Source organism: Globicatella sanguinis NBRC 15551, from assembly GCF_001552295.1.
GTDB lineage: Bacteria > Bacillota > Bacilli > Lactobacillales > Aerococcaceae > Globicatella > Globicatella sanguinis.
Genome location: NZ_BCQX01000006.1, coordinates 12,772 through 35,885, shown reverse-complemented (window position 1 = coordinate 35,885; position 23,114 = coordinate 12,772). Strand labels below are relative to the sequence as shown.

The following is a 23,114-nucleotide window of genomic DNA, read 5'->3' as shown; positions in this document are numbered from 1 at the left end:
CCCATTTACCGCATAAACAATCCCGATATGGTTAGCAAATCCATTACGTTGTCCGCCCCAATGGAACGACACTAAATCGCCTTTTTGCGGACGCTTTAAACCTAACCAAATACCTTTGGATTTCCAAATAGCCTTGTGACGTTCCACACCGCATTCACGCCCAATTAAGTTTGATTGCCCTGCTTTATCGAAAACGTGTGTAACGAAAACATCACACCAGTCATCATCATATTTCACTGGATATCCCATAGGAATAGGTTTGACCTTATTATAAGCGTCAATGATAGCCTTATGTTGTGGTGAATACTTTTGAACGTTTAAATAGCTTTGGGCAATCTCTAAAACTTTATTTACTGTCAACCTTAGCACCTCCGAATAAATTATTCGTTATCTCATAAATCCCACTTGATGCCACACCTGCACCTAAACCGATAAAAGTAAACTCATCTAGTTGACCGCCTAATAATTTCATGGCAACCATAGCTAATGACCAACCGATGACTAATGATAATAGATTGATAAAGTTAGCTGTGAAAGCACCTTTTTTGTCAAAATATTTCAAAACTTCCACGAATAAAGCCACAAAAATAGCGATGACTAATGCCACCGCTAAGGAATTACCTTGTAAATTTAAAATGTTCATTTTTCCTCCTCCTTAACATCATATTTACTCATCACATCTTCGTAAATCAAGTGCGTTCTCGAATTGCCCCCCAAAAGCTCATAGGAGCTGTATATGTCGACTAAATCTAACTTCTCATCAATCGTCATGTAGCCTTTTTGCTTGATCGAAGCGCAAAGCCGATTGACCCGAAAACGCAAAAGAGCAAGCACCCCTTGCTTGATAAGGTCTTGCTCTGTACTTTCGTGTTCCATCGCTTCTCGTTTTAGTCGTAAGTGGTCTTTTAAAACACCAATTGCCTTATTTAACAACCAACCTCCGATTGTAAAGGCACTCGTCACAATAACAGCGACAAGGTGGTCTTGGATACCTGTTAAAATGTCTGTGATTATTTCCATCAATCTACTCCTTTCTTAATTATCAATCCAATTAAGTTTCTCTGCATAATAAGCTTTTCCATCAGTATCTCCGTACACGTAAACATGACGATCGTCTTGACCAAAGAGTTTTCCTACATTAGTCATTCCAAAATACACTTGATGCCAACTTGCACCACCATCACCTGTTGCCACCATGATAGGTCTAGTGGCAGTTTTCTGAACTTGAAACGTGATGTAAGCCTCTGTGACAGTATTAACTTTAGAGCGTCCAAAGAACTCCCAACCGTTTTGATTGTTAAATTCAATCACTTCATGGACTAAACCGTGCGCATTGAACGGATTAGTAGGCTTTGTCGCCCCGTCAATCCCCACATGGTCACCATCACGAACGAAAGATACATTGTGTCGGAATGGTACGACGATTGTCGGCTGTTGATTAATACCGTCCATCACATCTAATTTTCGCCACGTAGCACCTAAGTCCTTCGAACACCAAATAGCAGCTCTATCCGTATGGTCACCTTCTAAAGCGTACAGATAACCACTGGTCACATCAATCGCCACTCCGTGCCAATGGGAGTTTACGGATTCTTGACCACTTGTCGGGTTTGAAATCACTCCAGCTGTCGTTTTAATGGTTTTAAAAGTTAGTCCACCATCTGTTGTTAGAACTAATTCGCGTTTTTCAGGACCAGTGCCATAGGCTCCCGAAAGTATTATTCCGTTGATGCCGTCTACGTTGTAATCTACTTCAAACCAGCTAAAGGAGGTACTGGTCGTTTTGAATTTGAGTGTAGGCACTGTTGAAATATTGACTGCTGAATAAATATAAGCATTAGTACCGTCAGAACCATAATATACTATCGCTTGTGGAGTTTTAACGATATGAGAAATAGTCATATTTAGACTATCTAAATCAACCCCCGTGCTAGTTGCAGATGAACCATCAGTGATACTGTCGTATGTCTTGATGACGTTGTTTGAGTCCAAAATGTAAAACTTACCATCATACCCCTTATGACCAACTTTTACATCAATGGAAATTGGTTTAAAGGTTAAAGTAGTTTTGGGAGTTTTTAATTTCGGATTAGCTAATTTCACAGAATACTCATCAAATAAAGGTTCGTCACTTAATATTTCTTTTGTATCATTATCTAATCTTGTACCAAATCCATGTTTGTTGACAAATTTCAATTGGTATAGATGATATTTAAGTTTAAATGAAACAGTATGAAACTCTTTGGAATTACCAAACCCCTCAATCGGGTTATTATATACTAGTTCCCAATCAGCCCCACGGTCGTTGTTGTTTTGAAGGTATTTAACATAAATTTGGAAACCGCCGAAAGCATAAAAGTTTAAATTGGAATAAGTATAGCCCAACGAGCTGCGTCGCTCAGTTGTTAATGTATCATTAGTGTTGCCTTTACCACCTACAACCGTACTAGCGAACAATCGGCGAGACTCCATGTTAGATTTAACATTAATTGTTTCATTGATTTTAGGTAATTGATATCCTAAAATTTCAATATTATCCCCATCTAACCTTGTTGCGTAATTATGTTTATTTACAATTTTAAGCTTATAAGTATGATACTTCAAATCCACTTCCACTCTATGATATTTTTTAAAGTTTGTTGATCCTTCTGCTGGATTAGAATAGATTAATTCAAAAGGTTCTGTCTGATACTCATAACCGGGAGCGGATTTATTCACGTACTGTATATATAACTCCAACGCTCCGAAGAAATAAAATTGAATAACTAATTTATCTCGACCGTATGATTTCTTGATTGGTGTCACATATTCCTGACCACTTTGGAACGTGGAAGTAGGAAACGCTGGTCTTTCAATGTTCGTACTCGTATGTAACACTCCGTCCGAATTCGTTTGAATTGCCTTTGCTTTCCCTAAACTGTCTCTACCAGCAATTCTCATCATTTTATCTGCCATATTAATTCACACTCCAATTTTGGTCTTGTTCTGTCATCATGCCATTAAAATCTTCGTAAAATTGTTTTAAAGTCACATCTAAATTCACGACACCAACTGCTCCTTCTCCCACGACTGGCACACTACCACCTGTCAAGGCTTCTTTCACTTCTTGGGTTAAGTCTGCCATTGTGACGTTACCTTTTTCAATCGACTTACCTATTAACTCTAAAATCTGTCTAGCTTGTTCTTCGTTAGCCCCTGCTCCTACCATGACCGACACTTCTTCAAACATTTTGGCTAGTGCTTCTCTAACATCACCACCTAAACCACTATTTCGAACGATATTTGCTAAATCAGTGAATGTTTTAGGTTTAGTCCAATCAACTAAATTCCAATCACGTGTTTGTTGATATTCCGTCCAACGTTTTAATGTTTCAGGGTCAAGGAATGGTAGTATATCTTTTAATTCCATCTAGTTTGTACCTCCAGTTTCGATTTTCTCTTTTAATTCTTCAATTTGTCTTTGCAGTTCATCAATCACTTCTTGGCTCGCTTTATTCGTAACAGCATTATCTAAATCAAGTATCAGTTGATTTAACTTCGTTTGATTAATTCTTAAATCATAGTTTTCACTGTTTATTCGTGCCATTGACTGTCTAGCTTCTCGGTTCATTAGCTTATACATGGATAGGGTTGAATTGGTATCGCCAACCTTAACCTGTACCTCGCTAAAACTATGCACATCAAAGTTAACTTCTGTCAATTGCAATCGTTCAGGACTGGCTAGCATTGGCAGGTCTGTGATATACCGATTGCCAACTTCTATCGTTTCAAAGTAGGGGTCAATCAACCCACGATTAATCAAGGTTAAATCCCAGTTATTAAGGCTTGCCATTTGCTCTTCTTTGAATTGCAATCCCCTATTCTTTAGGACAGTAGGGTCTGTGATGTCCGAGAAGTTAACTTGTCTAGTGATTTCACCAAAGACTTGAATTAGTTCTTCGTCACGAATAAACGGACTGCCATTATTCACGCTCGATATGCTCAATCTAGGTCTAGTGACTTTCGTTCCGTACTTCGTGACATCATCATTGTTATCATCAACGTTCGCCCCTAAAGGCTCAATGACCGTAATCACTTCAAGGTTATCCGTTTCTTTAGTGGCTCGTACCACGTTCTGACCGTATTCAAAACGCATGTCGCTGTCTTTCCCAACTTCTTTCAAGTAGTCTAAGACTAATTGCTTTTGTTCGTTTCTTCGAATAACAAAATAACCTCCGATATCACGCAAAAACATGTTCTGCAAAATATCAAAGGTTGTCCCGTAATCAATCCATCTGTATGGCGTGTCCGTATCAGAGTCAACTGTGACCGTTCCTAACACGAATTGCTTATGTGTTTCTGCTTGTTCATTATGCACGTTTAAAACGTAAGCAAGTAAATCTCTTACTCCTTTGTTTTCACGCTTAGCATAGCGTTGTGAAGTATCTCTAAAATAGCTTTTAAAGTCCTCTGCCACGATTTTATGATAATGAGTTCCGTCTTTCTTAAATTCAAAGTCTTGGTCTAATACTCGCCCCTCAAAAATCAATCTATCATTAATAACGTCATATATTTCAATGATTGACTTCATTGAATTAATCGCATGAAAGTAGTCGTTAGTAGGTGGTATTTGAGCAGTAAAAGAACTACACCCGACGATACGGAGCGTTCCCTTGCCACTCAATAATTTATTTCCATTGGCTAGTGGCTCATGTAAGACTTTTTCAAATTGATCTGAATAATCATCTTTTAAAATCACTCGATACATTAAGCCATCACCTCAGTTCGATATTCAAAACCAATCGTGCCATTTCCTTTAATTTTAAGGCGATTAACACCTTGTTTTAGCACTAACTTAGTATTCTTATTAGTGCCATTATCCAACTTGATAATATCGCCGTAAAAGTCGATTTCCATAAAGACAGGTTTGGTCTTGACTTCCGTTTCGGTGGTCGTGGTCACCGTTCGTGGTGCTGATACATAAAGCACTTGATTAGGATAGATAAAATCAGTCGCTCTGATGTTGTTCCACTTACAAATATTAGCGACCGTTGTCTTATACATGTTTGCTATTCGCCATAGTACATCACCTCTTTTAACGGTATACTTCGTGCCTTCAATTACTTTCGTTTCGGTGACCGTTCCACCAGTTGAGTCAGTGCCTGCTTTCAATGGTGTTTTGGCTTTTACAATAATTTCAGGAATAACACTTGAAGCACCGTTGTTGTACAATTCAATGTCAAGTTCTCCGTTAACCGTAAAAGCGTTATAGCTTGCGACATCATCATCAAAACTGAAGATATCCCAAATATCGTGAAAGAATGAATGAACCGAAAGCATATAAGGATAGACTTGAAACTCAATATTGACTTCTGTTCCGTGATTGCGAGGGTCATCTTTAACCTTGACTTTTACACATTTTCCATACCAAAAGTAACCGTATTTCCATGTGTCAAAGATAGGTATTCTACCTTTGCCCATTAGCTCCTGTTTAACCTTCGCTTCTAACACCTTTCGTTGTTCTTTAGTCATTCTAACCGCACCGAATTCAAATTTTAGTATCCTGTCCTCGTAAAATTCTTCCCCCATTATCATAGAAAAATCAAATGACCCATTCATGAACTGAATACTTGCGTCCTCGCCTTTAATATCAGGTGTGTCGGCTTGTCTACTTCTCAACCGTAAGCCATGACGGGAGGAGTCAAAGTGTTCCGTCATGACTTTTTCTTTTATCGTGATTAAACTCATCCTCCTACCCCCCATGCTTCGTTATATTTTGCATTCTTTCCGATTGTCTTATCTAATCGGTTTTGCGTTTTATCTGCTACTTCATCACTCGTGATAGCAAATTGTTTTTGCGTTAACGTTTCTTCAAGGCTTTCAATCGCTTCGACCACGACAGCGTTATTAGTATCATTAGCAGTTTGGATAATCTGACTAATCGTGCCATTAACACCACTAAATTTGTGATTGACTTTCGATAGGTCAGGAACTGAAGCCATAGCTAAGTTATTTGAAATACCTGATACTCTATCAATCCACGAGTCTAAACCTAAAGCAAAGCCTTCACCAGCAAAAGCCCCTGATTTAAACAGCACTCTTGAAGGCGAATGTTCATCTAAAGCCTTATTAATCGTTGTGACAACTTCATTAGCAATTGATCGAGCAGTACTCATGATACGGCCACGAGTGCTTTCTAAACCTAAAGCAAATCCTTCCCCTGCGTTCATTCCTGATTGTTGCAAGCGAACAGCGATATTTTCGAATATCATCACAAGCGAGTCACTAAACCCTCGTGCATTGACTAAGCCAGTTTGATAGCCTGATGTAAAAGCTTGGTTGACTCTACCCATGCCTTGCATAGCAGTTTGGAATAGCCTATTCATTGAGTCGCTAAAGTTCGTTTCCATTTGCGTATTAGCTTCTGTTGTCATAGTTTGGATAGTGTCATACATAGTCTGAATAGCAGTTTCTATACGTGCAGTATCGGCTGACACGTCAACGTCTTTTAACGGACTTTCTACTTTAGTGGTTCCTTGTGAACGACCAACACCAAATGCCACCGTTCCTGAACCTGTACCACTACCCCTAGAACTACCAGTTGATAGCTTTCCACCTTCACCTTCAAAGTTGAAGTTCTCTTTATACTTAGCTTTAACTTCTTCGCCTTTGGCTGATATCCAACTCAATAAGTCGTTGATGTCATCTTCCCATGTACCCCAACTTAATTCAGGGAGTAGGTCATTAAAAGAGAAGTCACCAAAGGACTCTGAAATAGCAGTTTCAATGTCCGTTACAAGCTTTCCAAAGTCACCCGTAAATTCAATATCACCAATCTTGCCAAATAACGTTTCTAAGTTGTCGTCAATATCAGAAATAGACATACCGAGTATTGCTTCACTAACCCCATCAATAGCACCTTCTAGTCCTTCCATGATAGCAGTGTCAATCTTATCTAAAGTTACCCTCAACTCACTATCAGGATTAAAGATTTGGTCAATGATTGACTGTCCAAGTTTACCGTCACCAAAACGTTCGTCTAAGTTAGCTTTCACTTCTGAATAAGCGTTCTTAGCAAAGCCTGCCACATTAGTTGTAAAGGAATACAACGCATTTCCCCAGTCAACACTTGTAACTTTGTCGACGATACTTGTTGCAATATCCCAACCAGTACTGAGTAGACTTGCTCCCCAGTCGATACCGTCCGATAGAACCGAACCTACCTTAGTTCCAACATCAGACCATGATGTAGCTCCAATTGTCTTAAATAGGTTGTCTTTCATACCTGTGACGATATTCTTTGAATTATCTACGATATTATCGAAAGTCTTGCTAAAGGCATCAGAGTAGACTTTCAAGCCACCTTCCCAATCGCCATCTGCAATCTTGTCAAACATATCGCCAAAACTACCATAGAAGCCTAGCATATCTTTACCAATCTTGACGAAACCGTCCGTCATTGGCTTAAAGAACCTAGTTGCTTTCTGAGCTCCAGTCGTCAGAAACTTGCCGATATTATTAGCAACTTTTTGAATGTTAGGTAGTGCCTTATTAAAGCCATTAATCAGACCGTTAACATCAAAGCTATCTACTAAATCAGTGATACCTTCAATGCCTTTAATTTGGAATTCTTGCCATTTCTCATAAACGGGCAATAGCTTATTAGCCAATGTCTCTTTCAGACCGTCCATAGCTTGGTCTGCTGTTTTGTAGGTGGTAGCCATTTTACTGAAGTTTTCATTCGTACCGACTTCAGCGACTGCGTCTGCGAATTGTTTAGATGTGATATGCCCGTCTTGAATTGCGACTACCAACTCATCTAAACTCATGCCCATGTGTTTGGCTACTTCAGACATGGAAGCAGGTGCTTGTTCTAGCATAAGCTTAAAATCTTCCCATCTCATGGTAGGCTTACTTAAAGCTTGAACCATTTGTTGAGATAGTGTTCTCATTGCTTGTTGTGGGTTTTCTGAAGCAGCTGCTAAACCACCCATACCCTTAACAAGTTGCTCTGTCTTGTCATATCCAATAGCAGCCATTTGAGAATAGGTAGAAGCCATATCGGAAGCGGAGTAGATTGTTTTGGTGGCGAAATCTTGTAAGGAAGCCTGAACCTTAGCGATTTCATCTCCACTCTTGCCAATCATAGCCATGTTCCCTTCGAACGTACTCCATGCTTTCATGGACTCGTTCATCTCTCCTGTTAACTCACCAAAGGCACTTGTGATACCGTCAATTGCCATGCTTCCGAGTTTAAATAACCCCAAAGCACCTGCCATATCTTTAATGCCGATTTTAGCTTTACTAACAGCACCACCGATACCACCCAAACTTTGGTTAAGTTGACCGACTTCGCTATCTTCTACATTGACTTTTATTTCAACTCTACCATCACTCATCTACCTCACCGCCTCTCAATTTGTATCTGTTTTGCAGTTCTCGCATGACTTCCTCACGCTTGCGTTTGTCTTTTTCGGGCGACCATGATCTGATTTCGAATATCTGCCCCAAAGGTGTATCGTTTGGCAAGTTATCCAACATGGCTTTAAATTTCGAGTAATGCAATTTGCCTTGTTGCTCGAATAAGTCTATTCCATAAGCCATCATGAAACTAGCAAATAAAGCGTCTCCGTCTTGGTCTATGTCAAATAGCCGATTACCACTCTCAATCATTGCTTGAGGCATAGGCTCGCCTGTAATATCATACAATTGACCGTCATTGGCTCTGCCACCGTATCGTCTAAGTACATCTTCAAACGCTTGTTGAAGTACTTCAGGCTCTATTTCGTGGAAGCCTAAAGCCATGAACTCTTGATGAAACATATCAATCTCGGTTGAGTCAGGATACTTACTTCTCAGGTCTAATTCCCCAAACATAAAGACAAAAGCCATGATAGTTTTGAAATACGAGTCAATTTTCTTGGACTTTAAAACAGCTTGGGCTTTAAGCAAGTTGTCAAAACTAGCGTTGATGTTGTATCTTTTACCACCAATCGCAATAAAATCTTTAAGTGGTTTATAAACTTGCATTACACCACCCCTAAATAAACTCGCTTAGTTCGTCATTGACCTGCTTTAGCTTTCGTTCTTCTAATTCTTCAGTGATGCCTTCACAAATTGCTAAAAAGTATTGGAATACCATTTTAACGACAGGTGTTATTGCAAACATTTTGTCAAACGAACCTTCGCCCAATAGTCCGTCCACCATAGTCTTGATACCGTCTTTCAAACCTTCATAGTCTTTGACTTCTTTATCTGCTAATTCTTCTTTAATTTTGATTAATTCCATTGCCTTTTCGTCCGACAATTCAAACTTCAACTCAAGGATAGTTTCGCCTGTTTTGTCGTCTACGAAAGGGATATCAATATAATTTTTCTGAACTTTAATAGGTTTCATCCTTCAAACTCCTTTTTTGATTAAAAAATAAGGGAGCGTATAGCTCCCGTTGATTATTCTTGCGTTTCAGCTGTTCCCCCGTTAGTTGCAGGGTGCTTAAACACATAAGCTGTTTCTCCGTCTAAATTCGTAACCTTCGGTTTCTCTTTACGAGTTAAAGTCGTTTTAAACTCACCAAAAGCACTCGCTTCACCACCACCTGTTACAATACCACTTGCATTAGCTAAGCCTGTTTCGATACGGTCTTCACGTTCGATTTTCCATAATACTTCACGATTGTTCGTGTCATATTTGATATGATCTAAATATCGCATAGCATTATCATCAGCACCATAAGTCCCTTCGAATGTCATTGCGATAATATAATCTGTGATTTCTTCTGATGATGTTCCGTCACCGTCATACCATGCAACCCCGTCTTCCTTCACGTCTTCAGACGAGTCTGTTACGGTGGGAATGTATTTCCCTAAACGCATCCAAAAGTCAGGATGTGCTGGGTCTGCAATGTAATGTTTCATCAACAGTGCGTTTTTAATTCGTTGGTCTTTAATTGCCATTTAACATAACTCCTTTTTATTTAAATTTGCCGATTGTCGTTGTAAAAATAGAAGCATAGATATACACCAGGCCACTTTGTTCAACTAAATTAGGTTGAGTGGTGGTCTGTATATCCATGCTTTCTAAAGTGTCTTTAATCTTATCTAAAGCCATAATGACTTGCATTTGGTTAGTTGATTTCGCTTGAATTTGGAAGCTAAAAGGCTCAGTCCTATCACCGTCCATATAGTAGTTGGAATACCCTGAAGGACTGATGATTAATGAGATAGCTTCGTTCGTTTGCTCCATTGTGCCGATTTTGCACTTCGCATATAAGCCAAGTGAATTAATCTTTGTCACAATCATTTCAATCGCTTCAATCATGTGTATTCCTCCGCTACTATTTTCTTCCACTCATTTAGATATTGACTTTTCGCTCTTTCATACCACAATCCCCCTGCATTTGGATTAACGTCCTTGCTAAAGTTATATTGTGGATTGTAATAAAGTCTGCGAGCGTATGGAGTTGCCCACACTAACCTGCCATTTGGTAGGTCTGAGTGAGTTAATGAACTCCCCTCTAACACTCCCATTTGCTTAGGGATATATTTGTTACTATCTTCCAATACACGAGTCGCCAATTTTAACGTGGAGTTTTGCACTCCGTTTTGAAGTCGTTTCGTGATTTGGTCTGTGTATACCTTAACGTCTAACCCAATCATATTAGCACCACCTCAACATGATGAAGTCGTTCTTTGTCGTAATATTCATTGACAGTTTGAACGACTAGTTCTCGCCCATTGAATATGACTTTACTTTCAGGAACGAACTTGCAAGGTGTCGAGTGTACGCTGTCATGAAATAGCAATGTATTCCCTATGATTTGACGGTTATTCATTCCGAACACGACCGTTTCTTTAGGTTCTAATCTCACACGCTCTATCGTGACAGGTTCCTTGTAAGTCACTCCCCACACATCATCATTAGAATACTCGCTATATTCAATGGTGTGAGTTAATAAGTTTCTTCTGATTGGTTTTACCATAGGACACGCACTCCTCTGTAAAACAAACCTGCGGACGTTAATAACTCAATCGTCATCAACGAGTATCTTCGTGTAAAATCTTCTTGTCTACCGTCAGATTGTCGCTTGTAGTTGCTTTCTGAATACGACCCAATGTTAAATGAGTCTGCTTCTGCGTTAACGATAGTAGATGATAGTTCCCCATTTGTCGCTAGAAATTCAACTTGTGAACAGATTGCATCTAAATACAGTTTTTGTTGAAACTCACTTAACGTATCAGGGTCAATGTAATTAGATAGCACCTTAATGTCACGCTCAGCACGTTTTAATAGGCTTTCTAGCGTTTCTAAAGCAATATCAATACCTTTATATTCATTGATGTAATAATCGCTTGTAATCAAGGCTATTCACCGCCTTTACTTTGTTTTACCCTTTCATAACTAAATTCTGAATATGCCTTTAATTCCTCATTCGTCATCGCTTGCTTGCGAATATCAGACACTATCCTATCGGCACGAGAAAAGGTCATATCAATGACCTCTTCTGCCGAATAAACTTTGTCATCTTTTAAGGATTTAAAAGGCAAGTTAAACTTGACTAATCCCATATTTACTCCTGAGTTTCAGGCGCTGTTTCTGTTAAGGTAGCTTTTAAGATAGCTTTCTTGTTCTTTTCAGGTACGTATTTACCTAACTTACCAGCACCTTGTAACGCCACCCCTGCGAAGTCTTCAGACTCAATCACACGAGTAACAGGAATACCGATACCAGCCACACCCACATTGTCTGCTACAAACACGATATTTTCGCCCGTTTGGAACTTGTCATCTTCGATTTCAACTAACACAAACCCTTTGTATTTCGTTAACTCTCCATTGTCAATGTCAGTTGATGCACGTTTAGCGGTAGTTGTTAACGCATTATCAACTAATAATTGGTAAACTTCTGAAGTCACATAAGCCACCCATGCAACGTTGCGAGTAACACGGTTGTTGACGAATGTAGAACGTGCTTCGTTAAACACTTTTTGAATGCCGGCAATCGTTAACTTACCAGTTAACGTTTCTGAAGCTGACTCAGATAACACTTTAGACATTTCTGTGTCGTAACGCTCTGCCCATGCAATCGCATGTAAAGCCAAACGCTCAGCGACTACTTGGTCAGGAATGTCATTTACGGTGTAACCATCAATACCTTCATGAATTGATAATGGTGTGTCGAACGGAACTTGTAAATCAACTGACTTAACTTCTTTACGAGGACCAAAACGATTTGAATTGCCAGTACCAGTACCGAATGCAACATTTGGATCAGTTGAGTATTCTTGAATAACAACATCAGTATCCGATACTTTTAATTTTAAAAAGTTCTCGTCTGCTTCTTTACCTACTAAAGTCTGAATGTTCCCACCGAATGAACGTAAGAAACGTGATTGTTTCGTGAATAAATCAGGTAATTGTCCTGCGTATGCTTGCGTGTATAATTTAATTGCCATGTTTTAATAACTCCTTTTATTTAAATTTTTTGAATGCTTTTGTAAATGCGTCTACTTCGCCACCGTCTGTCTTAGGATTGACAGGGTTAACGAACGTTGGTTTCTTTTCAGGTGCTTGTTCCGATGTTCCAGTAAACATTGGAAACTTCTCAATCACTTGTTTCATAGCTTCTGTTAAGGTAACTTCATCAGTCACTTTTAGGTTTGCTAGTTGGATAACTTCTTCGATTGAGTCATCTTTAACACCTAACTTCATAGCTTCCACTTGTGCTTTTAGATTATCGTAATCGGTCTGCAACTGTGTTTTCTCATCAATCAGAGCCTTGACTTGCTCATCTTTCTTCTCAGTTTCCGTTTTCTGTGAGTCTTTAAACTCTTGGAACTCTGCTAAAGCCTGTTGCAAGTCTTCCTTAGAGGTAACCCCTAATGATTTTAATAAGTCATTCTCAGCACGATTAGCACGTTCTGCCATCTTCGAATTAAACTCATCTTGTGTGAAGGTCACTTTCGCTACTTCTTCAACTGTTTCAGCACCTTCCGATTGAGTGCTAGCTTCTTCAACTTCGGGTTCTGCGAACATTTGTAAGTTTAATTTCAACATTTCTTTTTTCATTTTCTCTACTCCTTTTTTAACGACTTTGTTGTCGGTTTCCTTGCCCCTTTTAACGTCATAAGCATGTTTAGGACGGTTTTCTGACTTTTGTCTGCTATTTTGGGGTTAAAAACTACAAAAACAAGCATTTTTGTGCATAAAAAAAGCACTTTAACGTAAGTGCTAGACGAGATATGTGGATAACCTCCTTTCAGTTTTCAGACGGTTTCAAGGTGCTATCCCCCTTTCTAAAATAAATAAGCCTTTTTAAGTCATACTCAGGACTATTATTTCTCTGTTGCCATTCTTAAAATTGAAGCAAATTTAAAAGTAGCTTCTTTGTGTTTACCAGTTGAAGAGCTAACGTAATTGAACGATATTTCTTCTCCATCAATAAATAAATTAGTTACTTGTTCAAATTTAAGTGTGTTCCCGTTGTGTAAGTATAATACCAATTCCATTTTTTCACCCCTTTTCACTCACTAGCATTAAGCCATCCACTCATCAACCTTTTCTTGATTAGGTGTCTGTGTGGGTTCGCTAAATATAATGTCAATCGTGATACCTTCATAACCATTGGTCGCTGTACCTTGATTAGTCACAACTCTAACCACATCATCAGGATTGATACTTTCAATCAGACTCTTAGCTATGTTTAACATTTGTTCGCTGGACTTACTCAACTTACCACCCTTTCTCTACTATATTGTCGTGTTCTACCTGTTTGTCGGATAAACTCACGCATTCTAGCTTGTCTAGCCTTGATTAACCTATCGGCTTTCGTGATTTCTTCATCATCTACCCCTAAGGCTTCAAGTGCAACCTTACGTTTCTTAGCGTTTCTTATTTGTCTTTCTAAGTATCGTTGTTTTTGCGATTGTTCATAGTTCTTCTGTACCTCATCAATCGGTAGTGGTTCAGGATATTTCGCACTCACACCTTCAAAGTAAGGATATAGTAAGTGTCGGCAATTAATGCCTGTCACAAGTCCTGTTCTCGTATCGCCATAGCTTGTTTCGCTTAGTGGTGGGTATTTCTTACTTTTGCCACTTCGTGAGTATATCTTACCTTGATATGGAGCGTGTTCAGGTCTACTGTCTGCATGGTCTGATACTCTCACTAAATCAATGTCGTACTCATCAAGTAGGTTATTAGTCACTCGATTAGTCACATTCTTATTAGTCGTTCGTATCGTCATGTTAACGTAAGCCTCGTTACTCCACACACGACCGCCTTTATCAGTCCATGTTGGAATGCCTTGCTCTGCCATGCGTTTAATTGACCTAACCACAGAAGATTGAATGGACTCCCTACCTGAAGATACATTCATGACCGCTTCAGTTAAAATATCTCGGTAGGATTGTTCTGCCCCTTGAATGATAGAACTGTTTAGCATATTTGATACTTCGATAGCTTGTTGTTCTAATGCACTGGTTAGCGTATATAACGCTCCATAACTCGATAAAGTGGTAGGAATATAATTACCTTCATATTGCTTTAAATGACCTGTGAGACGCTTATATTCGTCCTGTGCGACTTCTTCTAACATGACCTTTACCGCTTCAACAGATTTGCCTGAATATTTAGCGATAATCTCGTATTGGTCTTGTCTTAATCGACCTAGTAAGTTTATTTGTTTCATTTTCCAATGCAATATACCGTCATCAGTATACATGCCCTGCGACAATCTCTTAGCAATGACTTCTAGTATTTCCATTTCTATTTGTTGATAGATTTGCTCAACGAATAGGCTTGATTGGATTGCCATCTACATCACTCCATATCATTAGGAGCTATATTAAACATGTCTACTTCATGCGATTGAATTAATTGCATAGACATGGCTTTTTCTTTTTGTCGTTCTGCTAACCATTTTCTTGCTGTATCTTCGTTGACGTTCGCTACACGCTGAATAGCTTCAACCAGTGGTATCATATCCATGTTAACCATAGTTGAGTAGTATTCTAGGTTTTTATCTCTGTCTTGTGCGATTGAGTCATCAAAGTTAATCGATACATCAACTTCTGTCATTGGTATCAATTCATACAGAGAAGCTACGTCAATGATCGTGGTGATTAATTCTTTAATGCCTTCAGCTACTAACTGTTCATGCGAGTTCTTCGTCTTGTAAGTCTTAGAGTTCTCCGACACAACTTCTGTTGCTGTTTTAACGGTTTTACCGTCAAACGTGAACGTCCCTGCACTCAAACCAGTCTGCATTGATAAGATTTCCAATTGAGTGTTAATCGCTTGAACTATCTCGTCAACTCGCAAGCTAACCGTTAAGTCCTTAATACCGTCCCCTTCACCTGCAATACCAATAAATACCGTTTCATCAGTATCAAATGCTTGTGTCATACCAATTACCTGTCGCATGTCGTTGTATTTAGGCAGCGACTTCAGCATGCTAGGCTCTACTGCTATTCTTCGCACTCCCAATTTGAATTCGTTCATTAGGAAGTCGTATAGGTAGTCTAAAGAATAGAGTGTGTCATAAGCATTCTCGTAAATTGAGATACCCAAGGGACTATTAATATCCTTGTTGTTAGCTGTATTCGGTTTAATATACACGAACAGTGGTCGTTTCAAGTTATCAATCGGTGTCACTTCTTGTAAGTTCTCGTAAATTGTGCTTAACGGAACTTTAACCCCTAACTTTCCTTTATCTGTACTTTCGTACAGTTCATTACGAACCACATAGGTGTCAACTTCCCATGTATTCCACTCCAACAACGTATAATACTTACCGTTTTGTTGTTCTTCTGTCACGAACACCGCTTCATCAATCGTTTCTGAGTCGTTTCCTAGTGGGAAGAAGCTATCAGCACTCGCCCATGCTAGTTTAATCTTACCGTCATGGTGGTATACTTTAATTGCCATGCCCGATAATGCCATGCAGTACTCGTAATAGCGTTGGAAGTTCTTATAGAACCCATTATCTTTCAAAACGTTTTGGATAAACTCCGCTACTTCGTCATTATCTCCTTCATAACCACGAGTGTTAACATCAACTTGCACACGTTCATTAAAGATTAAGCTTGCCATTTCGTGTGCGACTACTTTCCCCATGCCTAAACGAACCATGTCACGTGTTTTAGTATCACCAACCGAGTTTAAATAGTCGATATGGTGCCATGCCTTGTGATAGCCGTTGTAAATGTCCTTATTCTTTCTAATTCTGTTATAAGCTTGTTCATTAACCATAAGTTCCTTATGTTCAATCAACGAGTTTATTTCCTTAATCAGTCCTATCCTAACCAACCCCCTTCTAATAACAGTCATTACTTTTTCAAACACTATCTCACCCCTTTACCTACTGCTAATCCTAAGTGACTTAAGTTATCCAAAACGAAATATTGGAACGAGTCACACGTATGGTCATCTACCTTAACGACACTAGGATTGTCAGGGTTAGTTTCAATACTCTTACTATCCCATCTGTACTGTTGATGTTCGCTAATGAATATCTTGTTGCCTTCTGTTTTCAGCACAAAAAAACGACCTTGTGCCAATAAATCTTGCACATAGTCGACCATGTCTACTTTCTTCTTTTTCGCTACGGGGTGCAAATGTTCCCCGTACATATCATAATACTGATTTCGAATAGCACCTTCTGCACTATCAATTGTCTTATTCATGACAGGCTTTTGATACTTCGCAATCATTTCATCTTCAAACCCCCTAATTGCTTGACAATGCTCGACAGGAGTTCGTTTCTTGACCTTGCCGACAGGACTGTAATAGCTTGTGTCGAGTAGGAACACATTCCCACTGGTGCTTAATCCATAGCAAGTTGAAGTGGTGGCTGATACTTGATGACCCGTATCGGTTGAGAAGTATAGTCCGATTAAATACTCATTGTCAGGCAATTCTTCTATTTCGTGAATTAGATCCATGTTGTATACATTGTCGCCTAACCCAACTGCTTCCCCTAGATAGAGGTAACGATAGTAGTCGTAATCATTTCGTTTGATACGATTGATTTCATTCAGCATTTGTTCGTTAACAAACCCTAACTCGTCATCTAAATAGGTACTTTCATGAATTAAATAATCTTCAGAACCCCTTAAACCGTCCACCCACTCATTTATCCAATGATACGGGTTTCTTGGTGGGTTATAACTCCAAAACACCGTCACGTTTCTTCTGGTCTTCTTTCGTTGACGTAAGAATGTGGCGTTCGTTTGGTCGAATTCTTCTGAATTCTTAAAATCAGCACTTTCTTCGTACCACAAAGCAATGACATCATCTACGATATTCGATTTCAGTTTGTTAAAGTCGTCGTGTCCGTAAAAATAAAATGTTGAACCCGTCCCTTTATGTTTAATAGTAAAAGGGGATACAGTTAACTTAAAATCATGTGCTACACCGAATTTGTTTAATGCCCATATAATCTGAGCGTACACACTATCTCGGATATTATTCGCTGTCTTTCTAATACAAACAACATTCGCTTTTTCACCTTTAGAAATGTAATACAACATCATACGGACTAATAGCATGCTAATGACTGATGATTTAAACGACCCACGACCACCCTTTAAAATATTAAAAGGCTTGCGTGTTGCCCACACGTCATAAAAGCTCGGATTGACTTCAAGTCTGACTTTAAATCTGTATTCATTATCTGTCATCTTCATCAAACCTCGCTATGTCATCTTCAATCACCAATCGCATTGAAGCTAAGGCTTTGTTTTCTTCCACTTCTGCCAATGCTCTATCTGCTTCGGCTTCCAGTTTCTTAATTTCTGCTTCAATCTGTCGTTTAGTTAATTCGTTGTAATTGCGATACTTGTCTGGTTTGTAGTTTTTCAGTAAGAACATCAACGCTGAACTATCAGGTGGACTATACCTCTTATGCTTAGATACCTTTTGCTTCTTATTACCGTTATCGTCTACCCACGCTTCAGTCGTTACTTCTTCGTATTCAAACCCTTTTGCTTTCTTTATCAACGCATTTTCAAGTTCTCGTACAACTGGTTCACGACCTTTTTTTATAGCGTCAAATATGTCAACGTGCTTTTTACACCAATTATCAAGCGTTTGTCTGGAAACTCCTATGTTTTTCGCTATCTGCTCATTAGTCAGTCCATCACTCGCCCATGACTCTATACGAGTGAGGTTGTCTTTTTCGAGCCACTCCTCGTATTTCGAACGAGCCATTTATACATCCTCCTTTATATCAAACCCCATTCGGCTAACTTCTCGAAGCCACCAAGAGAGTCGATATAGTTTCGAGCAACCTTTACTATTTCACTGTAAGGTTTGCCATCAACCGTTTCATCCCCAATCGCACAACACAACTCGACATCTCTTCCTGTTTCCTGTGCTTTTAAGTGAGCATATATATTGACTGCTACATCTGCCTTCGATAAGTCTTTCCCGTGCAACCCACCACCTGTTACAGCTCTGCCCATATCACTTCCAAGTTTACGATTAGTTGCTCCTGTGTCCACGTCTGTTCCACCAGTCCAATACCCCAAAGGATTGAATACTAAATTATACTTATCGTCTACATTTAATTTCTCAACGTTGCTTTGACAAGCAATGATGGTGTTGCCGTTAATAATGTATTTGCCATCAAAAGGATATCTCTCGTAAGTAGTTCTCACAAATTTAGACAGGTTGCGTTCTTCTTGTGACACCTTAACCCCCTTAAATATACCGTTATCTCCACAACGAACCTTGTCCTGTTGGTTAGCATTTAAAGCTTCGTCTTGTGGTACATTCAACAGGTCTAGATAAACATCCCCACCTATTCTTTTTACAATCGCCATAATATCTTCGTATGTTATGCGAACATCGCTTTCTATTACCACATGACAAACACCATGCCCAATAAGCACTTCCACAGCAATTTTAGGGTTATCGCTTATTTTATAAGCACAATCCACAATTGCACCAGCGATTCTATCTGCCACTTTGTCTGGGTGACTCGGGTTTACTTTTTCAAACATTTTACTCCTCCTCATTATTAACCTTAACTGCTTTCAATCCTGTAAACTGTTCCCAACGGTTAATTATTACGTCAACATAACGCGGGTCTAATTCCATAAGCAGTGCATTTCTTCCATTTTGCTCACAAGCCATTAACGTTGTGCCACTACCACCAAACGAATCTAGCACAACATCTCCACCTTTGGTGTTGTTCTTGATTTGGTAATCGAACAAGGCAATAGGCTTCATCGTCGGGTGTTCTGCATTGCGTTGTGGTCTATCGAAATTAAGAATCGTTGTTTGTTTTCTATCTGATGCCCACAAGTGACCAGCTCCATCTTTCCATCCGTAAAGACATGGTTCGTGCTTCCAATGATAATCTTGTCTACCCATAACCATACTGTTTTTATTCCAAATTAAACACTGCCGCACTTTCCACCCTATATCAAAACAAGCACCTCTAAAGTTATACCCTTCAGAATCTGCATGCCAAATATAAAATACAGCTCCTGGTTTTAAAAAGTTATTAGCAGTATCAAACGCTCGTCTAAGAAACTCTCTAAAATCATCATTTTCCATTTGGTCATTTGCGATAGTTAAAGCATCGGCCGTCTTGCCTTCATAAGCAACATTATAAGGCGGGTCTGTCAAATACATATCCACTAAGTTGCTCCCAACTAACTTCTTCATATCTTCAATATTGGTACTATCGCCACACATCAATCTGTGTCTTCCCAATTGGTAAACGTCGCCGATTTTAGAAATTGGCTGTTCAGGTTCTTCAATTTCAAAATCATCTTCAACAACTTCGTCACCGTCGGCATCGAAGTCAAACTCGTCCATATCAAACCCGAATTGCTCCATATTAAAATCTAGCAATCCCAACTCTGCTTCCAACAGTTCAAAATCCCACTCGGCTAACTCGCTTACCTTGTTGTCAGCCAATCTAAAGGCTTTAATTTGCTCATCAGTCAAATCATCTGCCACGATACAAGGAACTTCTTCATATCCAAGTTTGATTGAAGCCTTTAATCTAGTATGCCCAGTTACGATTTCGTTAAATCTGTCAATTACAATCGGCACTTTAAAGCCAAAATTCTTAATGGAACTCGCTACGGTATCGACAGCATGGTCGTTATGTCGTGGGTTGTTTACATAAGGTATTAACTCATCTACCTTCATCATTACAATTTCCATTCATCTTCACCCCTTTTCTTTACAAAATAAAAAGCACTCCAATAAAGGAATGCTCCATTTTATGATAATGGCTTGGGACGGAATCGAACCGCCGACACCTAGAGCTTCAATCTAGTGCTTCTACCAACTGAGCTACCAAGCCTTTAAAAAGCCACCCATCAGTTCGTGACTGCCTTAAAGGTGGGCGACCATTGTTCTCTTTCGGCTTCTACTTTTCAACGGGCGAGCCACTTCCGTATACTATCGTGGATTTACCATATAGTCGCCTTGCCACAACTATATGCGCCACGTTCTCTATAAGCGACCACGCAAGACAGGTCTAGTATATAGAGCTTATAACCTTACTCCCATTCGGGAACACTATGATAAACATCAGTGAATTCTCGGTTATATGCAATCGGCAACTACGACATTGCTTAACCTCAATAGGCGATTGCTGTATATACCACTCTTTCGAGTGCCTAGTCGGATGCCTCCATTCGCATATGGACTAGGATTTTAAAGGAAATAATTGAATCTCACGCGTACCTGAATTGGTACACTAATACTGTAACACGTTGAAGTCAATAGTTCGATACCTTTTGTGTTCAAACATTTTTAGTACAAACATTTATATTACATTAATCATTTGTTTTTGCTTTGATGCTTACAATCTCATCTTGATAAGCAGATATGAAACTAATAAATTTTCGGATGTTAGCATGTTTGTATCTAATATATCCCGGTGTATAGCCGAGTTCCTCTGCAATCTGTTCTAGGGTTAGACCGTCGATATATTTAAGCTTAACTATGTGTTGTTCAGTACCACTTAACGCTTCAATGATCTTATTAAGTTCATCCATTTGCTTGTGCTTAATAGCTAGGTCTGCTTCGTATTCCTTAATGATTGGTTCCAATTTACTCGCTATCGATTCATTGGTTAACCTCACGTTCATCAAGTCACCTTCAACCCAACGAGTAAGCTCCAACTTAGACTTAGATAGCTTCCACTCTAAAAGTGCTATCTCATGCTCAAGTTGTTTATATTCTTTCAACCATTCAAATTTAATGATAACCACCACCTTTAACGTTTCCCAAAGAAACTATTTAATTCTGTCAATTTCACTTATTAACCCCCATATTCTATAAACAGCTTCTATAAATGTTGTTACGATTCCCAAGATGTAAGATTTTAAATCAAGGCTACCTCTCAACAGCATAATAAGGGCGGCTGCCCATAATGCATTAATTAAAATTTTGGTTAGCATTTTGGCTAGAATTTTCATCTACTTAACCTCCAAACTAAAACCATGAGAAGATTTAAACGCACTTAGTATATCGTCCATTGTTTCAGCTGACTTAATAAGCTGTTTAACTCGTAATTTAGTTTTATTTTCACGAATAGAACCATCTACGTTACCGAAATGTTTTAGAAGTTTAACTTTAAATGCTTCGAATGTATTACACTTGATTTCGCAATTTAAATATTCACCGTAAGCACCATATAATTTGATTTTATACAACATCTACTCCACCTCTTTTATAAACACACCATCAACTAACTTCCCTTTTCTATCCTTAATCTCGTCATAAGCTCCATGCACGCACTCATTAAAATCAATGTCCATTGTTTCGCATAATGACACTAAAGTAACGACGATATCGCCTATCGAATCTTTGATTAATTCCATATTGGCTCTAGCTAAAGCTGCTGCTAACTCTCCTACTTCTTCCACCACTTTTAAATACTGATCTCGTGGATTCGCTGTGTGAATGTTTCGATTGCGCACCCATATTCTTATTGATTTGATAATATCCATTTTTATTAATTCCCCCTACATCGTATATTCATCATCATCTTCAAGTAGCAACCACACGATTGCGATTGCTACCATACCTACCCACGCTATTAAACGCATAACTTCTTCAACTCATCAGGTCTAAACCCAAACCAGTGAGTATTCTCGTTAACAAACACCACAGGCATAGTGTTGTAGCCTAGCGCTTTCATTTCTGCTAATGCTTGCTCATCTTTCGTTACGTCAATAAATTCTGCTTCGATGTCGTTGTCGATTATAAAATTCTTTGTAAAATTACATTGCATGCAATTTGGTTTTGAATATACTTTAATAGTTTGTTCCATTTAATCTTCCTCCAACTGCTCGGTGTTATATTTTTCTTTTAGCTTCTTTTCTTGTTCCTTGGTGTATTCTTTCTCAACTTCAATCTCGATAGCTTTCGCACAACGTTTTATTACTTCGTTTGATACATTTCTGAGCGTTTCTACGTATTCTTCGAGTGTAGCCAAGGTATTTATATCAACCAGTCTATCATTCGCTAGAATGTGGTTTAAAGCGTTATGTACGCCACCGAAATATCCTAGTCGTTGCCACTTGTAGCTAACCGTTTTTGTTTTAGGATTTAAAACTTTCGCATATTGTTCTAATACCAAATTCTTGTCATCAAGTCTTGTTATTCTTAAATTGTCAGTGATTAACATTATTTCACGCTCCTATTCAGTAATGCCAAAATAGTATTTCTTAATACGGTCTGCACCTACTGTGTCAATCGCTTTTTGTGCGATTTCTTTGCTAGCAAAGTGAATATTGCCACATTGAACAGTATGATATCTGAATACGATTATCGCATTAAAGTCTACGTCATAATTAATTACCCAATTTTCCTCATCTCTATCGAACGGTCTTGCAAATTTACGTAACTCCGCTTCGACTTTTAACTGCCCTACCCGAAACTCGGCTTCTTGTTCTGTTTTAAATACGTTGCCAATTAAATATCTTCGTCTATGTATACCAAAGTGAGCCCATTCAGTTTCATGAATATATCCATCATTAGCTACATACCAGTAGCGATCACCAACTTTAGGTACCCATCTCTCATTCTCTTTCTCTGCTTTCAACTTCTCAATTTCATCGCCAAGTTCTTTATATTTCTTTTCCAATTCTTCTAATGTACTCATC

Annotated in this window: 33 protein-coding genes and 1 tRNA gene; all 34 read right to left on the bottom strand. The window is 38.8% G+C overall.

The window, feature by feature from the left end; genetic code table 11:
* The coding region (locus GSA01S_RS01085; protein WP_157064748.1) for a CHAP domain-containing protein at positions 1–360 on the bottom strand (360 nt) is incomplete at its 3' end.
* Positions 347–643 (bottom strand): hypothetical protein, encoded by a 297-nt coding sequence (locus tag GSA01S_RS01080; protein WP_066123924.1) that lies wholly within the window; start codon positions 641–643, stop codon positions 347–349. The genes GSA01S_RS01085 and GSA01S_RS01080, both read right to left, overlap by 14 nt.
* Positions 640–1,020 (bottom strand): hypothetical protein, encoded by a 381-nt coding sequence (locus GSA01S_RS01075; protein WP_066123921.1) that lies wholly within the window; start codon positions 1,018–1,020, stop codon positions 640–642. Before GSA01S_RS01075 ends, GSA01S_RS01080 begins: the two co-directional genes overlap by 4 nt.
* 15 nt (positions 1,021–1,035) lie before the next feature.
* Positions 1,036–2,955, bottom strand: coding sequence for a hypothetical protein (locus GSA01S_RS01070; protein ID WP_066123918.1), 1,920 nt, complete (start codon positions 2,953–2,955; stop codon positions 1,036–1,038).
* Between the two features lies 1 nt (position 2,956).
* On the bottom strand, positions 2,957–3,409 hold the full coding sequence (locus GSA01S_RS01065; RefSeq protein ID WP_066123915.1) for a hypothetical protein: 453 nt from the start codon (positions 3,407–3,409) through the stop codon (positions 2,957–2,959).
* On the bottom strand, positions 3,410–4,747 hold the full coding sequence (locus GSA01S_RS01060) for a phage tail family protein (protein WP_066123912.1): 1,338 nt from the start codon (positions 4,745–4,747) through the stop codon (positions 3,410–3,412).
* The gene (locus tag GSA01S_RS01055; RefSeq protein WP_066123909.1) at positions 4,747–5,727 is read right to left on the bottom strand and encodes a LysM peptidoglycan-binding domain-containing protein; all 981 of its coding nucleotides are present in this window, start codon (positions 5,725–5,727) and stop codon (positions 4,747–4,749) included. The genes GSA01S_RS01060 and GSA01S_RS01055 overlap by 1 nt, the downstream gene beginning before the upstream one ends.
* A complete protein-coding gene (locus GSA01S_RS01050) occupies positions 5,724–8,378 on the bottom strand; it encodes a tape measure protein (RefSeq protein ID WP_066123906.1) in 2,655 nt (884 codons plus the stop codon). Before GSA01S_RS01050 ends, GSA01S_RS01055 begins: the two co-directional genes overlap by 4 nt.
* Positions 8,371–9,009 carry a Gp15 family bacteriophage protein gene (locus GSA01S_RS01045; RefSeq protein ID WP_066123902.1) on the bottom strand — a complete coding sequence of 213 codons (639 nt, stop codon included), beginning with the start codon at positions 9,007–9,009 and terminating at the stop codon, positions 8,371–8,373. The genes GSA01S_RS01050 and GSA01S_RS01045 overlap by 8 nt, the downstream gene beginning before the upstream one ends.
* Positions 9,010–9,019: 10 nt before the next feature.
* Complete coding sequence (locus GSA01S_RS01040) at positions 9,020–9,376, bottom strand: hypothetical protein (RefSeq protein ID WP_066123899.1); 357 nt, start codon at positions 9,374–9,376, stop codon at positions 9,020–9,022.
* Positions 9,377–9,429: 53 nt separating this feature from the next.
* The gene (locus GSA01S_RS01035) at positions 9,430–9,933 is read right to left on the bottom strand and encodes a phage tail tube protein (RefSeq protein ID WP_066123896.1); all 504 of its coding nucleotides are present in this window, start codon (positions 9,931–9,933) and stop codon (positions 9,430–9,432) included.
* A gap of 16 nt (positions 9,934–9,949) precedes the next feature.
* The gene (locus tag GSA01S_RS01030; protein WP_066123893.1) at positions 9,950–10,297 is read right to left on the bottom strand and encodes a hypothetical protein; all 348 of its coding nucleotides are present in this window, start codon (positions 10,295–10,297) and stop codon (positions 9,950–9,952) included.
* Positions 10,294–10,635, bottom strand: a complete 342-nt coding sequence (locus GSA01S_RS01025) for a minor capsid protein (protein ID WP_066123889.1) — start codon at positions 10,633–10,635, stop codon at positions 10,294–10,296. The genes GSA01S_RS01030 and GSA01S_RS01025 overlap by 4 nt, the downstream gene beginning before the upstream one ends.
* Positions 10,632–10,958 (bottom strand): putative minor capsid protein, encoded by a 327-nt coding sequence (locus tag GSA01S_RS01020; RefSeq protein WP_066123886.1) that lies wholly within the window; start codon positions 10,956–10,958, stop codon positions 10,632–10,634. The genes GSA01S_RS01025 and GSA01S_RS01020 overlap by 4 nt, the downstream gene beginning before the upstream one ends.
* Positions 10,952–11,338 (bottom strand): head-tail connector protein, encoded by a 387-nt coding sequence (locus GSA01S_RS01015; RefSeq protein ID WP_066123884.1) that lies wholly within the window; start codon positions 11,336–11,338, stop codon positions 10,952–10,954. The genes GSA01S_RS01020 and GSA01S_RS01015 overlap by 7 nt, the downstream gene beginning before the upstream one ends.
* Before the next feature lie 2 nt (positions 11,339–11,340).
* A complete protein-coding gene (locus GSA01S_RS01010; RefSeq protein ID WP_066123881.1) occupies positions 11,341–11,544 on the bottom strand; it encodes a hypothetical protein in 204 nt (67 codons plus the stop codon).
* A gap of 2 nt (positions 11,545–11,546) precedes the next feature.
* On the bottom strand, positions 11,547–12,431 hold the full coding sequence (locus tag GSA01S_RS01005; protein ID WP_066123878.1) for a capsid protein: 885 nt from the start codon (positions 12,429–12,431) through the stop codon (positions 11,547–11,549).
* A 16-nt stretch (positions 12,432–12,447) separates the two neighbouring features.
* Complete coding sequence (locus GSA01S_RS01000; RefSeq protein WP_066123876.1) at positions 12,448–13,044, bottom strand: hypothetical protein; 597 nt, start codon at positions 13,042–13,044, stop codon at positions 12,448–12,450.
* Between the two features lie 266 nt (positions 13,045–13,310).
* Positions 13,311–13,484 carry a hypothetical protein gene (locus GSA01S_RS10835; protein ID WP_169792660.1) on the bottom strand — a complete coding sequence of 58 codons (174 nt, stop codon included), beginning with the start codon at positions 13,482–13,484 and terminating at the stop codon, positions 13,311–13,313.
* 27 nt (positions 13,485–13,511) lie between these two features.
* Positions 13,512–13,706, bottom strand: coding sequence for a hypothetical protein (locus GSA01S_RS00995; protein ID WP_066123873.1), 195 nt, complete (start codon positions 13,704–13,706; stop codon positions 13,512–13,514).
* Positions 13,703–14,791 carry a phage minor capsid protein gene (locus tag GSA01S_RS00990; protein ID WP_066123870.1) on the bottom strand — a complete coding sequence of 363 codons (1,089 nt, stop codon included), beginning with the start codon at positions 14,789–14,791 and terminating at the stop codon, positions 13,703–13,705. Before GSA01S_RS00990 ends, GSA01S_RS00995 begins: the two co-directional genes overlap by 4 nt.
* 5 nt (positions 14,792–14,796) lie before the next feature.
* A complete protein-coding gene (locus GSA01S_RS00985; protein WP_281176406.1) occupies positions 14,797–16,305 on the bottom strand; it encodes a phage portal protein in 1,509 nt (502 codons plus the stop codon).
* A gap of 14 nt (positions 16,306–16,319) precedes the next feature.
* Positions 16,320–17,657: a PBSX family phage terminase large subunit gene (locus tag GSA01S_RS00980; RefSeq protein WP_066123864.1), complete on the bottom strand. Its 1,338-nt coding sequence runs from the start codon at positions 17,655–17,657 to the stop codon at positions 16,320–16,322.
* Positions 17,647–18,186, bottom strand: a complete 540-nt coding sequence (locus GSA01S_RS00975) for a hypothetical protein (RefSeq protein ID WP_066123861.1) — start codon at positions 18,184–18,186, stop codon at positions 17,647–17,649. The genes GSA01S_RS00980 and GSA01S_RS00975 overlap by 11 nt, the downstream gene beginning before the upstream one ends.
* Before the next feature lie 14 nt (positions 18,187–18,200).
* A complete protein-coding gene (locus tag GSA01S_RS00970; protein ID WP_066123858.1) occupies positions 18,201–18,980 on the bottom strand; it encodes an S-adenosylmethionine synthetase N-terminal domain-containing protein in 780 nt (259 codons plus the stop codon).
* A 1-nt stretch (position 18,981) separates the two neighbouring features.
* Positions 18,982–20,157, bottom strand: coding sequence for a DNA modification methylase (locus tag GSA01S_RS00965; RefSeq protein WP_066123855.1), 1,176 nt, complete (start codon positions 20,155–20,157; stop codon positions 18,982–18,984).
* Between the two features lie 68 nt (positions 20,158–20,225).
* Positions 20,226–20,299: transfer RNA gene (locus GSA01S_RS00960), tRNA-Phe, on the bottom strand.
* A gap of 478 nt (positions 20,300–20,777) precedes the next feature.
* On the bottom strand, positions 20,778–21,215 hold the full coding sequence (locus GSA01S_RS00955; protein WP_217994619.1) for a sigma factor-like helix-turn-helix DNA-binding protein: 438 nt from the start codon (positions 21,213–21,215) through the stop codon (positions 20,778–20,780).
* Between the two features lie 24 nt (positions 21,216–21,239).
* Positions 21,240–21,422, bottom strand: a complete 183-nt coding sequence (locus GSA01S_RS00950) for a hypothetical protein (RefSeq protein ID WP_066123852.1) — start codon at positions 21,420–21,422, stop codon at positions 21,240–21,242.
* Positions 21,423–21,659 carry a hypothetical protein gene (locus GSA01S_RS00945; RefSeq protein ID WP_157064747.1) on the bottom strand — a complete coding sequence of 79 codons (237 nt, stop codon included), beginning with the start codon at positions 21,657–21,659 and terminating at the stop codon, positions 21,423–21,425.
* 3 nt (positions 21,660–21,662) lie between these two features.
* A complete protein-coding gene (locus tag GSA01S_RS00940; RefSeq protein WP_066123846.1) occupies positions 21,663–21,956 on the bottom strand; it encodes a MazG-like family protein in 294 nt (97 codons plus the stop codon).
* 89 nt (positions 21,957–22,045) lie between these two features.
* Complete coding sequence (gene nrdH / locus GSA01S_RS00935; RefSeq protein WP_066123844.1) at positions 22,046–22,279, bottom strand: glutaredoxin-like protein NrdH; 234 nt, start codon at positions 22,277–22,279, stop codon at positions 22,046–22,048.
* Positions 22,280–22,636 (bottom strand): hypothetical protein, encoded by a 357-nt coding sequence (locus GSA01S_RS00930; RefSeq protein WP_066123841.1) that lies wholly within the window; start codon positions 22,634–22,636, stop codon positions 22,280–22,282. It abuts the gene before it with no gap.
* Positions 22,637–22,648: 12 nt separating this feature from the next.
* A complete protein-coding gene (locus GSA01S_RS00925; RefSeq protein WP_066123838.1) occupies positions 22,649–23,113 on the bottom strand; it encodes a hypothetical protein in 465 nt (154 codons plus the stop codon).
* Position 23,114: the final 1 nt, after the last annotated feature.